Here is a 14,065-nt window from a genome sequence, read left to right as displayed (position 1 = left end):
CGGCCGGGATTTGAACCCGGGTCGCGGGATGTCTCCGGCCCGGACGGGCCTCGAAAGTCCCGCATGATATCGGCGGGCCCGCGGTCACCCGCGGGCCCTTGACCGGGCTACACCGCCGGGGCGTCCCGCCAGCGCGAGGAGCGGAAGGAGCCCGTATATAACGTTTACCGGAGTGCTCCGGGCCCGCTCCAGGGCCCGCCTCACCTCCCGGTCGTCGATCCGGGCCGGATCGATGAGCCGGACGTGATCGGCGAGCCGGGACGGGTCCACCTCGGGCGGGCGCTCACCCTCCAGCCGGCTCAGAAGGGCGCGCGCCGTCGCGACGAGCTCCGGGGGCCAAGTGGAGATCGAGCCGTGCTGAACCGCCCTACGCAGCGCCCTCAGTATGGCATCCGCGAGCCGGTCCACAGTGCGGGCCAGGTCGGTGAACCGGGCGTAGTCCGGGCACGCGTCCTTCACGTTCACCACCTCAACACCCAGCAGGCGCAGGTAGTAGTACGGGTACCAGATCCGGGATGGACCGTCCCAGTAGCACCGGACGCTGCGGAACCCGGGCTCATCGGGATCGTCGGTGACCAGGTACCGGGGCGAGACGTTGACGTACACTACGTACTTCACGGGGCAGTCGGGGCTCAGCAGCCGCCGCTTCAGCTCGTAGTACGAGGACCCGTCGCGGCCCGCGATCCAAATGAGCGTGTCAAGGCCGTACCTCCGGCAAACCCAGAACCCCCGAGGCACCTCGCCGACCCTGTCGTACCTTCCCACCCTCACCATCTCCCCGGGCTCGGGAACGTGGAAGACGTACTCCCGGCTCGGTCCGCTGTAGCTCACGTACATCCGGTCGATCCTCAGCCCGTACTTCGTCGCCTTTTCAAGCAGCTTCGCGCTCAGGTTTCGCAGGAAGGAGAGGTCCTCCTGGGTGCCGTTGATCGTGTCCGAGGTGATGCACACCGAGAGGGCGTGCGAGGCGTGGAGGAGCGTTAGGAGGGTGAGCGCCGTTGTCGCCAGCGCTGGCCATCGCGCTCGCATCGGTGCTGACCCTCCTGGTCACCACCTTGCTGGGATGGGAGCTGCTCGAGGCCGTCTCGCTGGCCGTGGGCCTTCACCTCTCCCTATCGGTTTTAGCCTCACTATTCACGGGCTGCACGATCCACGTGCCATGGATGCACGCGGGCCAGGCCGCGGTCAAGGGCGCGGAGATCGCGCTGGTCGTTCTGGCGAGCCTGACCCTGGTGGAGATGATGAGGAACGACGGCGTGCTCGCGTCGCTGCTGACCGCGCTGGAGCCGGATCACCGGCACCGTGACCGTTACCTGCTGGGCGTCTCGATCGTTGGGGCCGGCGCGCTGGAAAGCGTCGCCAGCTTCGGCACGCCGGCGACGCTGGTGGGGCCCCTGCTGGTCGACGCGGGGGTGCGGAAGCCGCTCGCGGCCGCGGCCGCGCTGATCGGCCACGCGCCCTTCGGGGCCTTCGCCGCCTTCGGCGTGCCCGTGCTCGTCGCCGCGGAGGTCACCCGGCGGGACCCCGGGGACCTGACCGCGGGCGCGCTGCTGTGGGAGCTGCCGGCGCTGGCCCTGCTGCCCGTGATCGTAGGTAGGGCGGTCGACGTCCGGCACGGCCGGACCCTGCCGCTCACCGTGGGACTGATGACCCTGGCCGCGGGCGTCGTCGGGTGCGCCCTACGGTCACCGGCGCTGACGGGACCGCTGCTGACCTTTGGGGCGGCCGCCGGGCTCCTGTGGTACCTGAAGCTCTTGGAGGGAGAGCTCTCCGTGGAGCTGAGCCCGCGGGCCGTCCGGGCCGCGGTCGTCTACGGGACCTCGATGTTGATCCTAGGGGCCGTTAAGTCGCTGCACCTGGACCGCGTGCGCCCCTGGATGGTGCTCTGGGGGGCCGTGCTGGCCTACGCGGCCCCGAGGTGGGGTCGGGTGCCGGGGTACGTGCGCTCGGTCCTGTCCCGCTCCTGGCGGGAGCTGGTCGCCCTGATCCTCTGCCTGGTGCTCGGGGCGCTGATCGCCGACTCCCCGCTGCCCGACGTCCTGCGCGGGTACGCGTCCGCGCCGCCGGTCGCCTTCGCGGTGGGTTTCGTGGGAGAGATGGTGATGGGCAGCACGACCGCGGTCATGGCCACGTTCTCCTCGGGCACGCCGCACCCGGACCTCACGCTCGTGGGGGCCGCGTGCGCGGCCGCCGCCTGCCCGTACAACGTGGCCGTGGCCGCCGCGGCGGTACGCTCGCACGAGAAGCGCATCATGAGGAGGGGCCTGCTCGGTACCGTGTACCTGTCGGGGGTGATCGTCCCGTGGATGCTGGCGCTGTGGTGGATCGAAGGAAGCTGATCCGAGAGCTCGAGCGTCGGGTGGGCCGGGAGGGGGCCGAGCGGGCGCGCCGGGACTCGCACGCCCGACGCCGGCCGAGGCCCTGCGGGCTCACGGTGCACCCGGGGCACGGGTGCCCGAGAGGGTGCGTGTACTGCTACATCCCTGAGATGGGCTTCCGGTTCGAGCGCGCCCGCCCGTACCCGCTGTCCGGGGAGGAGATGGCCCTGGCGCTGCTCTACAACCGGAGGTTCGAGCCCGGTCCTGGGGGCACGTTCCTCGCCGTGGGCAGCGTCACGGACCCGTTCCTCCCAGAACTGGAGGATAAGACGCTGGACTACCTCCGGGCGTTCGACCGGTGGCTGGGGAACCCAACCCAGTTCTCGACGAAGTCGCGCGTGAGCGGCGAGGTGGCGGACGCCATCGCCTCCCTGAGCCTGCCGATCAACGGGCTGGTCACGGTGCTCACGGTCGACGAAGACAAGGCTCGGCGTCTGGAGCCCCGGGCCCCCACCCCGGAGGAGCGGCTGGAGAGCGTCCGACGGCTGGCGCGGGCGGGCGTTACGGTGGACCTGTTCCTTAGGCCCATCCTGCCCGGAATCGTGAGCCTGGAGGAGGTGGAGGATCTGCTCCGCGAGGCGAGGAGGGCGGGAGCGCGCGGGGTGGTGGTCGGGGGCTTTCGGGTCAACCGGTCCATCCTGGAGCGGTTGAGGAGGGCGGGGTTCGACGTCTCGGAAATCGTTAAGAGGGCCGACAACATCCCCAGTGGGAGGAGGCAGCGGTACATCCGGACCGGGGATCTGAAGGAGCGGATCCTTAAGATGGCCCGAGAGGTGGGATTGACCCCCTTCGCGGCGGCTTGCTGCGCGTGCGCGAGCGCCGCCGAGGTCCCGTGCCCGAACGAGTGTTGGCGGGGCCGTTTCTGCACCGAGTGCGGGAACCCGGCGTGCCCGGTAGGGGGGAGGTAGGGCGTGTTTGATCACCTCTTCCGGATGCTCTTTCGGGCGCTGGATGAGTCCGTGGAGCGCGCGCTCCGGGAGATCGAGAGGGAGATGGAGCGGCTACGTGAGGAGGCTGAGGAGCTGAAGGAGCGTGAGGGTGGAGAGGTCCGCGAGTTCCGGCTTCCGGGCGGCGGGTTCGTGCGCGTGGAGACCTACACGATCCGGCTCCCGGGTGGGGTCGAGCCCGGTGGCAGCCTGAAGGAGCGGATCGAGGAGCTACCGACGGGGGAGCGCGAGGATCGCGGCGGCTCCGGCGAGGAGGGTAAGGTGGAGGAGATCATCGACGTGGGCGGGATCCCGCTGAAGGTCGAGTCGCGCGACCGGGAGTGGCGGGAGGAGAACCGGTAGGGGTACCGGTCGCACGTGACGTCCCGGGCCGAGCGCGAGCTGGATCGGTACCGTGAAACCCTGGAGGAGGTTGCCTCCGGCCTCTACGAGGTGGCGAGGGAGGCTCGAGGGCGTCGGGAGGATCCGCGGCCCGAGCCGGAGGTGATGCTGGCCACCTCGATCGGGGAGCGGGTCGAGGGACTGCTGCAGGTGGAGAACGTGGCCGGCCGGTTGGAGGAGCTCGAGGAGGAGCTGGGGGATCGCGAGGAGGCGACGTTCCGGATCGTGCGCGAGATCGTGGAGGGTAGGCTCAAGGTCAAGGGCGACCTCCCGCTGCACGAGCGGTTGGACTACGCGGTCCGGGTCGGCCTCGCCATCATGACCGAGGCCGTGGTCTCGGCCCCGCTCGAGGGCATCGCCGCGGTGGAGATCCGGGAGCGGGGTACCGGGCACCGGGTGGTGGACGAGTCCGAGCCCCCGCACGACGAGCCCAGGCTGGTCTGCGAGGAGTGCGGGGAGGAGCTCGACCCGGAGGACTGTTACCTGGCGGTCAAGTACGCGGGACCGATCCGGGCGGCCGGAGGTACCGCCGCGGCCCTGTCCGCCCTCCTCGCGGACTACGCGCGCCGCGTGGCGGGCCTGTCCGAGTTCAACCCGGAGGACTTCAAGCACGACCTCGTGGGCCGGTACGTGGAGGAGGTGCTGACGTACCTGGATAAGGTGGGCTCCTTTCAGTACAACCCGTCGGAGGAGGAGGTGGAGATCGTAGCGAGGCACGTCCCGATCGAGATCGACGGCGAGCCGACGGAGGAGGTGGAGGTACAGGGTCACCGGGACATCCCTCACCTGCCCAACCGGCTTCGGGGCGGCGCGCTCCTGGTCATCTGCGAGGGCATCTGCCAGAAGGCCCCCAAGCTGCTCAAGCGCGTGGAGAAGTACGGGATGGACGGTTGGGAGTTCCTGGAGCGGCTCGTCGGGAAGGAGGATGACGAGGAGGACGAGGGGGAGGAGTCCGGGGCCGCCGTCAAGCCCGATGACAAGTACATGAGCGAGCTCGTCGCGGGGCGCCCGCTGCTCTCGCACCCGTCGGCGAAGGGTGGGTTCCGGCTCCGGCTGGGTCGGGCGCGGAACACCGGCTTCGCCGCGGTCGGCGTGCACCCGTCGATGATGTACGCGACGAAGGGCTTCATCGTGATCGGGACCCAGCTGAAGGTGGAGCGGCCCGGTAAGGCCGCGTGCGTGCTCCCGGTCACCGACCTCGAGCCGCCGGTCGTGCGGTTGAAGGACGGTTCGGTCGTGCGGCTGGACGATCCCCGGGAGGCCAAGGAGCTGGCCGAGAGGGACGAGATCGAGGAGATCCTGGACCTGGGCGAGATGCTCGTCGCGGTCGGCGAGTTCCTTGAGAACAATCACCCTCTCGTGCCGCCCGCTTACTGCCCGGAGTGGTGGGTGGAGGAGGTCCCGGACGTCGTCAAGTACAACGTCCTGAAGGAGAACCTGCCGAAGCGCCTGTTCGAGAGGCTGAAGGACGTGCCGCTGAGCGAGCTCCCCCGGGAGGCCGGCCGGCTGTCCGGGTCCGGGAAGAGGCTGGACGGGTACATCAACGGCCCCATCCGGGTCGCGCGGTCCGTGGTGCGCTTCGTGCAGCGGGAGGTGCGGCCGCGGATCGCCGACCCGGAGAACGTCACGGTGGAGGAGGCGATCCGGCTCTCCCGTGAGCTTCGCGTCCCGTTCCACCCGAAGTACACGTTCCTGTGGCACGACGTGCGGCCGGAGGACGTGGACCGGCTCCGGGAATCGATCGAGGTGGAGGGGTCGGAGTGGGGCGGGCTGGAGGTCCGGGCGCCGGAGGAGGTCAAGGGGATCCTCGAGGACCTGCTCGTGCCGCACCGCGTGGAGGACGGGGAGGTCGTCGTCGAGGAGCCGTGGGCCTCGGCGCTGGCCGCGCAGCTGGGCTATGATGTAGAGAAGGGCGGGTTCCAGGAGCCGGACGAGGACCTCGACGACCTGCTGGACTACCTGATCATCCGGGACGAGACGTGCCGGTACGTCTCGAGGCTGGCCGGGTTCCCGGTGCGGGAGAAGGCGCCGACGCGCATCGGGGCCCGGATGGGCAGGCCGGAGAAGGCGCGCGAGCGGCTGATGAGCCCGCCGCCGCACGTGCTCTTCCCGATCGGCATCGTGGGCGGGAACCAGCGGGACATCATGAAGTTCTACCGGGGGGACTCGGGCGGCTCGGACGAGGTGGAGGTCTGCTACCGGATCTGCCCGGAGTGCGACCTGCTGATGCCGTACCGGGTCTGTCCCCTGTGCGGGACGGAGACCGTGCAGTACTGCGACCGCTGCGACGAACCGGCGGAGGAGTGCGACTGCGAGGAGCCGGACCCGGTGGTCCGGGCGAAGGTGGGCGCGGGGGACGACCCGTACTCTCGACTGCCCGTCAAGGAGCTGGTGCGGGCGGCCGAGGAGGACGTGGGCGGCACGGTGGACACGCTGAAGGGCGTCAAGGGGATGACCAGCCGGCTGAAAATGCCGGAGCCGCTGCAGAAGGGGATCCTCCGGGCCAAGCGGAATCTGCACGTGTTCAAGGACGGTACGCTGCGGTTCGACTGCAACGACTGCCCGCTCACGCACGTGCGGCTGAAGGAGATCGGGCTCACCCCGTTCCGGGCCCGGCTCCTCGGCTTCGAGCGGGACGTGAACGGCGACCCCGTGGTCTCGGAGGACCAGGTCGTCGAGCTGTACCCGCAGGACGTGGTCCTGCCCCGGAAGGCCGCCGAGTGGGCCGTCCGGGTCTGCCAGTTCATCGACGAGCTGCTGGAGAAGTACTACGGGCTCGAGCCCGTGTACGGCGTCGAGCGGCCGGAGGACCTTATCGGCCACCTCATCGTAACGCTCGCCCCGCACACGTCCTGCGGCGTCGTCGGCCGCGTCGTGGGCATCGCCGACATCAACTGCTGGTACAATCACCCCGTCATCAACGCCGCCCGACGCCGGAACTGCGACGGGGACGAGGACGCGTTCATGATCCTGCTGGACGTCCTCCTTAACTTCAGCCGGATCTACCTACCGGACAAACGGGGCGGGCTGATGGACGCCCCGCTCGTGCTCACCGTCGTCGTCAACCCGTACGAGACGGACGATGAGGTTTGGAACATGGACGTGTGCAGCCACTACCCGCTGGAGCTGTACCGGAAGGCGCTGAAGTTCGCCGATCCGAGCGAGGTGGAGGACCTCGTGGACCGGCTGGAGAACCACCTCGACTGCCCGCGCGGCCTCGAGTTCACCCACGACACGGAGTCCATCGACCTCGGCCCGACCGTGACCCGGTACTCCCGCCTCGAGAAGATGGAGCAGAAGCTCGAGGAGCAGCTCGAGCTGGCGCGGAAGATACGGGCCGTCAGGGCCGCCGACGTCGCCAAGATCGTCCTGGACTCGCACTTCCTACCAGACATCAAGGGTAACCTGCGCAAGTTCGGTCGCCAGCAGTTCCGGTGCTCCCAATGCAACGCGAAGTTCCGGGTCCCACCGCTCAGCGGCAAGTGCCCCCGGTGCGGCGGGGACATTCTCCTGACCATCTACCCCGCGACCGCCACGAAGTACCTGGAGCCGGCGAAGCGGCTCGTCGAGGAGTTCGGCGAGTCGGACGAGGAGTGGAGGAGCATCGCCTCGGAGGTCGAGCTGCTCGAGGAGGAGGCGCGCACCCTCTTCGGACGGAGTGGGGACGGGGTTACCCTCCAGAAGTTCCTCGGAGCGACCGAGAACTAGCCCACATCCCCAACCCTCCCAGCGTCGCGAGGGAGAACGAGATCAGGGCCCCCAGCAGGTCCGGCCGGCTCGGACTGGGGTGACGCCGCACGACGGGGCGGCTCGGCCGGACCCCGTGAGGAGGCTTTCGAGCACCCTCGGCCCTCTCCGCGCCTCGGGAGGGTCCAACGTAGGGTGCCCCTCCTCCCGACCCCTCGCCCCGGGTCGACCCCACCCTCAACCTTGAGGAAGGTAAGGAAGGCTCGGACCCGTGGGGCGCCTCCTCCCGGCGCGATCCCCTCACCTTCGGGGCGGAGGGAGGGGACGTCACCCGGGGCGCGGATGACTCGGCCCCGGTCACCATTTGACGCTCCTCGTGAGCGACCGTGCAATGGGCGTGTTGAACCTGCTGGAGAGGGTGCGCGAGCGACGGCGTCGCGGGCAGCGCGAGGGCGATCGCGATGAGCTCGATCAAGGGGTCCGAGCCCCCGGCCGGGTGGGGGTGATCCACGTGTGCGGGGTCTCGGGGTGCTATCTGCTGGAGGGTGACGAGGCGGGCGTTTACAACTACCTTATCCTGCACGCCAACCAGCACCGCGGGCAGGAGTCCGCCGGGATCTGCGTGTACGATGGGCTGCGGCTCGTGGGCAAGAAGGGGATGGGGCTCGTCACCGAGGTCTTCGAGCGTCGGGACCTTCGCGAGCTCTCCGGGCCCGTGGGGATCGGTCACGTCCGGTACTCCACGACCGGGGCGTCGGAGCCGATCAACGCGCAGCCGTTCAAGGTCGGCTACTCGGGCGGCGAGCTGGCCCTGGCGCACAACGGGGACATCGTGAACTCGGGGGAGCTGCGACGGCGGCTGGTTTCCGAAGGGCACGCGTTCGTTTCCAAAACGGACTCCGAGGTGATCGCGCGGCTCCTGGCCCTGGAGCTCACGGAGACGGACGACGTGTTCGAGGCCTTCGAGCGGGTGATGGAGGAGCTCGTGGGCGCTTACTCCCTGACCATCGTGACCAGCTCCGGCGACCTGATCGCGGTCCGTGATCCCTGGGGGTTCCGCCCGCTCTGCCTGGGCTGGGACGAGCGGGGCTACTTCGTTTCCTCCGAGACCGTCGGGCTGGACGTGCTCGACGTGGAGGAGTGGCGGGAGCTGAACCGGGGCGAGGTGGTGTGGATCCGCGAGGGCGAGCTTGAGTCCAGGATCATCCGACGCGAGCGCCCGGCCGTGTGCATGTTCGAGTACGTCTACTTCGCCCGGCCGGACTCGATCATCGAGGGGCGGTGCGTGTACGCCTGCCGGAAGCGCATGGGGCGCCGACTGGCCGAGGAGGCCCCGGCCGAGTGCGACGTGGTGGTGCCCGTCCCGGACTCGGGCCGCACGGCCGCCCTCGGCTACGCCGAGCGGCTGGGCGTGCCCATGGAGGAGGGGCTCATCAAGAACCGCTACGTCGGCCGCACGTTCATCATGCCCGAGCAGGAGGAGCGCGTCCGCAGCATCCGGATCAAGCTGAACCCCATCCGGGAGCTCGTGGAGGGCAGGTCCGTCGCCGTCGTCGACGACAGCATCGTCCGCGGGAACACGTCCCGGCAGATCGTTGAGATGCTGAGGGACGCGGGGGCCGAGAGCATCCACGTGAGGATCGCGTCCCCCCCGATCGTCTCCCCGTGCTATTACGGCATCGACATGGCGACCAAGGAGGAGCTGATAGCCGCGGACAAGGACATCCCGGAGATCCGAAACGAGATCGCCGCGGACTCGCTCGCGTACCTCTCCCTCGAGGGCCTCGTTGACGCCATCGGCCTAAAGCGCAGCCAGCTCTGCGTGGGCTGCCTCACCGGCGAGTACCCTACCCCGGTCCCCTTACCCGACGAGGGGTAGGGGAGAACTTGGGCACCACCCGGATCCTGAGGCCCAGGTGGCACGAGCGCCCCGGCTCGGTGGTCACGGCGGCCCTGGTCGGACTGTACGTCGCCTTCGTCACCTCGCTGCTGATCCTGGGCACGTACCGGGGTAGGCTCTCGCCCACGGAGGCCGTCGCGGTCTTTCTGCTCCTCGTGCTCCCAGCCCTCCTTCCGACCGCGTACTTTCTGACCCGGATGGGCCGGGAGCCGCTGCTGGTGATCCACGAGGACCGTCTGATCGTCGCCAGGGGTGAAGAGATCGAGCGGGAGGTTCGACTGGACGAGGTCGATCGGGTTGGGATGGTGGTCAGGCGAAGGAGGGCACGCATCGCGCTGGAGCTGAAGGACGGGGGCAGTATCGAACTACCGTTCGGATCCAAGCGGGTGCTGAGAGAGCTCCAACGGCTTCTCCGGACGAGGAAGGAGGAGAAGATCGGGGCCGAAGCGTACCGCCGCGCGGGTGCGGACCGGGTGGCGAAGGTCCTGGAAACGATGGTTAAGCGGTGGCGGGCCCCGCTCCTCGTTGAAAAGGAGGGTGAGGTGCGGGCGGTCTGGCCGGGACGGTCGCTCCGCGTGGGCGAGCCGGGCGGCTGGGCCTCCAGATGGCTGGCTTGGCTGCTGCTGGTGACCCCGCTCCCGGTGGTGGCGGCTCGGGAGGCGATCAAGAGGGAAGACGATTCCGTCCGCGCCGTGCTCCTCGCGGAGGAGTGCGCCAAGGGCCAGCTGGTCCGCCACTCGGCGGAGAGGCGCCTGCTTCCGGTCATCCCAGCCGTGGCCGTCATTCTGGTCATCGTTAAGACCGGCAGGTTGATGGTGCGAGAGGCCGGCTTGTGGTCGCTGGCCCGCATGTTCGGCGCCATGGTCCCGTGGATGGTGGCTTCCGTGGCGGCCGGGAACACCGTTAGATACGCGCGGGTGGTCGAGCCCGGCGCGTCGTTCTCGCTCATGTTTCCGGGCGTGGTGACCGCGGGTGCGGCCGGCGCGATCGCGGCCCACGGGGCCGTCGGATGGGCGCTGCTCGGTTCCCGGCTGGGGCTGGTTGAGGCCCTGGTGGCCACCGCTCTGGCGCCGCTCGGGTGGGTGATGCTCGCGCGGCGGGTAAGGCCGGTCTCCGTTCGGCGCTGGGCGCTCGCTTTTCGGGCCGCGGTTCCGGAGTCGCACGTGCTCGCCGCGCTCGTGTTATCGGCCCTGGTTCCGGCGATCTCCCTGATGATCCTGTCGGAGTGCCCGGGATTGTGGCTGCACTCACTGCCCGCCGCGGCGCTGGTGGAGGGGCTGGGGGTCGCCGCGGTGGTCAGGTGGATTAAGACCGCGGAAAGGCTGCACGAGCGCGCCTGGGCGCCGGATTAGGGCAGGAAGTAGTCGTTCACGGGCCCGAACTCCGCGGCGCCGCCCAGCTCCTCCTCGATCCGAAGGAGCCGGTTGTACTTGGCCGTGCGCTCGCTGCGCGCCGGGGCGCCGGTCTTGATCTGACCGCAGTTGAGCGCCACGGCGAGGTCCGCGATGAACGGGTCCTCCGTGTCGCCGCTGCGGTGACTGACCATCACGCCGTACCCGTGCTGCAGGGCGAGCTGGCCCGCCTCGAGGGCCTCGGTCAGCGTGCCGATCTGGTTCACCTTTAGCAGCAGGGCGTTGGCCGAACCCATCCGGATCCCCTTCCGGAGTCGCTCCGGGTTCGTCACGAAGAGGTCGTCGCCGACGATCTGAACCTTGTCACCGAGCTCCTCGGTGATGCGGGCGAAGCCCCGGAAGTCCTCCTCCTGGAACGGGTCCTCGATCGACACGATCGGGTACTGGTCGACGAGGTCCTTGTACAGGTCGAGTAGCTCGTCCCGCGTGTACGTCTCCCCGTACGCCCGGTACACGCCCTCCTCCTCGTCGTAGAACTCGGTGGCGGCCGCGTCCAGGGCGAGCGCGATCTCGCGACCCGGCGCGTACCCGGCCTCCTCGATCGCCTTCACGAGCATCTCGAACGGCTCGACCAGGTCCTTCATCGGAGGCGCGTAGCCGCCCTCATCCCCCACGTTCGTGGCGATGGGCCCGTACTCCTCCTCCAGCAGCTCGCCCAGCACGTGGTAGGTCTCCGTGCCCGCACGCAGGGCCTCTGAGAACCGGTCGAATCCGTGCGGCACGATCATGTGCTCCTGGAAGTCGAGGTCGTTGCCCGCGTGCTCGCCCCCGTTGATCACGTTCATGAACGGGACGGGCAGCCGGCGGGCGCCCGGGCCGCCGAGGTAGCAGTACAGCGGGATCCCGAGCGAGCGCGCGGCCGCGCGGGCGACGGCCAGCGAGACGCCCAGGATGGCGTTGGCGCCCAGGTGCGACTTGTTGTCCGTCCCGTCCAGCTCGATCATGAGCCGGTCGATCTCGGCCTGCGCGGTCGCGTCCATCCCCTCCAGCTCCGGAGCGATGATCTCCTCCACGTTCCGGACCGCGCGCCGGACGCCCTTGCCCCCGTACCGGTCGTCCCCGTCCCGCAGCTCGAGCGCCTCGTGCGTGCCCGTGGACGCGCCCGAGGGCACGATCGCGCGGCCCACGGTGCCGTCCTCGAGCCGGACCTCCACCTCCACCGTCGGCTCGCCGCGCGAGTCCAGCACCTCCCGGGCCCGGACCGCCGCGATCCCGGTCAACCAGGACGCCCCCGGCGGCTCCGGGCACCGCGGATTATACCTTTACCGCTCGGACGCCCGGAGATCGACCGCGCCCGCCCGGGGGAGTGATCGTGAACCTCCGGGAGCGGCTGGTCGAGGCGCTGGACCGACTCAACCCGTGCGACGCCTGCCTCGGTCGGGCCTTCGGGTACCGGCTTACCGGTCTGGAGAACCGGGAGCGCGGACGGGCGCTCAAGCTCACCCTGGGGATGCTCGCGCACGAGGAGGGCGACGAGGGCACGCTCGAGCTCCTCGCCCGCTCCGGCCTCGAGGAGGCGGCCGCCGCGCTCGAGGACCCACCCTCTCCCGAGCCCTGCGGGGTCTGCGGCGGGGTGCTCGAGCGCTGCGGGGAGTTCGCGCGGGTCGCCGCCCTGGAGCTCGAGGGGATGGACTTCGACGGGTTCGTGATCGGCTCCCGGTGGCCGGACCGCGTCCTCGACCGGGAGCGGGAGCTCTGGGACGTGCTCGGCGTCGAGGGGGAACCCATCAAGCGGGAGTTCAACCGGGAGGTGGGGAAGCGGGTGGAGCGGCTCCTGGGGGAGCGGGCGGACCCGCGGGATCCCGACGCCGAGCTGATCTTCGACTTCCGCCCCTCCCTGGACGACCCCAAGCTGGAGCTGCACGTCAAGCCCGTGTACGTGCGAGGTCGGTACCTCAAGCTCCGCCGCGGGCTGCCCCAGACCAAGTGGCCCTGCCCGAGGTGCCGGGGCGCGGGCTGCCCGGAGTGCGACTACACGGGCAAGGTGTACCCGGAGTCGGTGGAGGAGCTGATCGGAATGGTGCTCAAGGACGCGTTCCTGGCGGAGCACCACAGGTTCCACGCGGCGGGCCGGGAGGACATCGACGTGAGGATGCTGGGCAACGGGCGCCCGTTCGTGATCGAGCTCCTCTACCCGAAGCGCCGGACCGCGGACCTCCGGCGGTTGGAGAGGGAGATCGAGAGGAGGGTGGGGGACAAGGTCCGCGTCAGGGGCCTGGAGTTCGGCGAGGCCGGGGACGTGCGGCGCGTCAAGGACCTCTCCGAGCGCTCGCTCAAGCGGTACCGGGCGTGGGTGGTATTCGACCGGGAGGTGCCGGGGAACCGACTCCGTGAGGCGCTGGAGGCGCTCACCGGGCGCGAGATCCGTCAGCGCACCCCGAGGCGGGTGCTGCACCGACGGGCGGACAAGGTGAGGGTCAAGCGGGTGCACGAGGCGCGGCTGGTCCGCCACGAGGGTGACGAGGCCGTCGTGGAGTTCCTGTGCGATCCGGGCCTGTACGTGAAAGAGTTAATATCCGGAGACGCGGGCCGAACGCGGCCCAGCCTCTCGGAGCTGGTCGGCGCCCGGGCGGAGTGCGAGCGGCTGGACGTGATCGAGTTCCTGGACGAGGGTGAGTGGAGTTGATCGTGAACCAGCGCCTATGCCTCGGGTGCGCCGCGTGCGCGGCGGTCTGCCCGAACGACGCGGTCACGATCTCCGGAGGGAAGCCCGAGTTCTCCCCAGACTGCACCGACTGCGGCCTCTGCGCTCAGGTGTGTCCCACCGGGGCCCTGAGGGAGGGTGAGTAGGTTGGCGGAGGAGCGTTACGACGTGGTCGTGGTGGGGGCGGGTCCGGCCGGGTCGATGGCCGCGTGGGCGGCCGCGCGGGCGGGCTGCGACGTCCTGATCCTCGAACGCCGCGCCGAGATCGGCGTGCCCAAGCAGTGCGCCGAGGGCATCAGCGCCAACGGGCTGAAGCACGCGGGGCTCAAGCCCAGGAGCGAGTGGATCGCGAACGAGGTCTCCCGGGCCCTGGTTCACGCGCCCAACGGTGATCGGTTCGAGGTGCCCGGGGACGGGTACATCCTGGAGCGGAAGCTGTTCGATCGGTGGCTCGCGGCGCGCGCGGTGGAGGAGGGGGCCGAGCTCCGGCTGCTGACGGAGGCCCGGCGCGCCCTGATGGAGGAGGGACGCGTGGTGGGCGTCGAGTTCGAGGACGAGACGGGCCGACACGAGGTCCGGGCCGAGGTGGTGATCGCGGCGGACGGGATCGAGTCGCGGGTCGGACGGAGCGCGGGGCTCGTTCCCCCGCTGAAGCCGGACGAGCTCTGCACCTGCGCCCAGTACGAGATGGTCGGGGTGGACGTGGACGAGGACGC

The 14,065-nt window shown here is 69.9% G+C and carries 11 protein-coding genes; 9 read left to right on the top strand and 2 right to left on the bottom strand.

What is annotated here, in order from left to right; all coding sequences use genetic code 11:
- Window positions 1-84: 84 nt before the first annotated feature.
- Window positions 85-1,029, bottom strand: coding sequence for a hypothetical protein (locus ACXJJV_RS06890; protein WP_456467446.1), 945 nt, complete (start codon window positions 1,027-1,029; stop codon window positions 85-87).
- Between ACXJJV_RS06890 and ACXJJV_RS06885 the strand changes: the two genes are divergently transcribed.
- The 6 genes from ACXJJV_RS06885 (at window position 999) to ACXJJV_RS06860 (ending at window position 10,645) form a co-directional block, all read left to right on the top strand.
- Window positions 999-2,339 carry an L-lactate permease gene (locus ACXJJV_RS06885; protein WP_456467445.1) on the top strand — a complete coding sequence of 447 codons (1,341 nt, stop codon included), beginning with the start codon at window positions 999-1,001 and terminating at the stop codon, window positions 2,337-2,339. The genes ACXJJV_RS06890 and ACXJJV_RS06885 overlap by 31 nt on opposite strands.
- Window positions 2,303-3,286 (top strand): radical SAM protein, encoded by a 984-nt coding sequence (locus tag ACXJJV_RS06880; RefSeq protein WP_456467444.1) that lies wholly within the window; start codon window positions 2,303-2,305, stop codon window positions 3,284-3,286. The genes ACXJJV_RS06885 and ACXJJV_RS06880 overlap by 37 nt, the downstream gene beginning before the upstream one ends.
- A gap of 3 nt (window positions 3,287-3,289) precedes the next feature.
- On the top strand, window positions 3,290-3,667 hold the full coding sequence (locus ACXJJV_RS06875) for a hypothetical protein (RefSeq protein ID WP_456467443.1): 378 nt from the start codon (window positions 3,290-3,292) through the stop codon (window positions 3,665-3,667).
- Window positions 3,668-3,682: 15 nt separating this feature from the next.
- Window positions 3,683-7,414 carry a DNA polymerase II large subunit gene (locus ACXJJV_RS06870; protein WP_456467442.1) on the top strand — a complete coding sequence of 1,244 codons (3,732 nt, stop codon included), beginning with the start codon at window positions 3,683-3,685 and terminating at the stop codon, window positions 7,412-7,414.
- Window positions 7,415-7,904: 490 nt separating this feature from the next.
- Window positions 7,905-9,272: an amidophosphoribosyltransferase gene (gene purF, locus ACXJJV_RS06865; protein ID WP_456467448.1), complete on the top strand. Its 1,368-nt coding sequence runs from the start codon at window positions 7,905-7,907 to the stop codon at window positions 9,270-9,272.
- An 8-nt stretch (window positions 9,273-9,280) separates the two neighbouring features.
- Entirely contained in the window at window positions 9,281-10,645 is a 1,365-nt protein-coding gene (locus tag ACXJJV_RS06860) for a hypothetical protein (protein WP_456467441.1), read from the top strand.
- On the opposite strand, the gene eno is transcribed toward ACXJJV_RS06860, so the two are convergent.
- A complete protein-coding gene (eno, locus tag ACXJJV_RS06855; RefSeq protein ID WP_456467440.1) occupies window positions 10,642-11,925 on the bottom strand; it encodes a phosphopyruvate hydratase in 1,284 nt (427 codons plus the stop codon). The two genes, ACXJJV_RS06860 and eno, sit on opposite strands and share 4 nt — an antisense overlap.
- A gap of 92 nt (window positions 11,926-12,017) precedes the next feature.
- Here eno and ACXJJV_RS06850 point away from each other — a divergent pair, with 92 nt between their 5' ends.
- The 3 genes from ACXJJV_RS06850 to ACXJJV_RS06840 form a co-directional block, all read left to right on the top strand.
- Window positions 12,018-13,331, top strand: a complete 1,314-nt coding sequence (locus ACXJJV_RS06850) for a tRNA pseudouridine(54/55) synthase Pus10 (protein WP_456467439.1) — start codon at window positions 12,018-12,020, stop codon at window positions 13,329-13,331.
- 2 nt (window positions 13,332-13,333) lie between these two features.
- Window positions 13,334-13,495 (top strand): 4Fe-4S binding protein, encoded by a 162-nt coding sequence (locus tag ACXJJV_RS06845; RefSeq protein ID WP_456467447.1) that lies wholly within the window; start codon window positions 13,334-13,336, stop codon window positions 13,493-13,495.
- Between the two features lies 1 nt (window position 13,496).
- Window positions 13,497-14,065 (top strand): FAD-dependent oxidoreductase (locus ACXJJV_RS06840; RefSeq protein ID WP_456467438.1); only part of this gene is annotated, 569 nt, incomplete at its 3' end.

This window comes from Methanopyrus sp. (assembly GCF_053997775.1).
The sequence above is the reverse complement of the archived record's forward strand: the minus strand, read 5'-3'. Positions and strand labels throughout refer to the sequence as shown.

What these genes read in the sequence shown, in the direction of transcription:
- ACXJJV_RS06890 (WP_456467446.1), bottom strand. Translation starts at nt 1,029, where the DNA reads ATGCGAGCGCGATGGCCAGCGCTGGCGACAACGGCGCTCACCCTCCTA.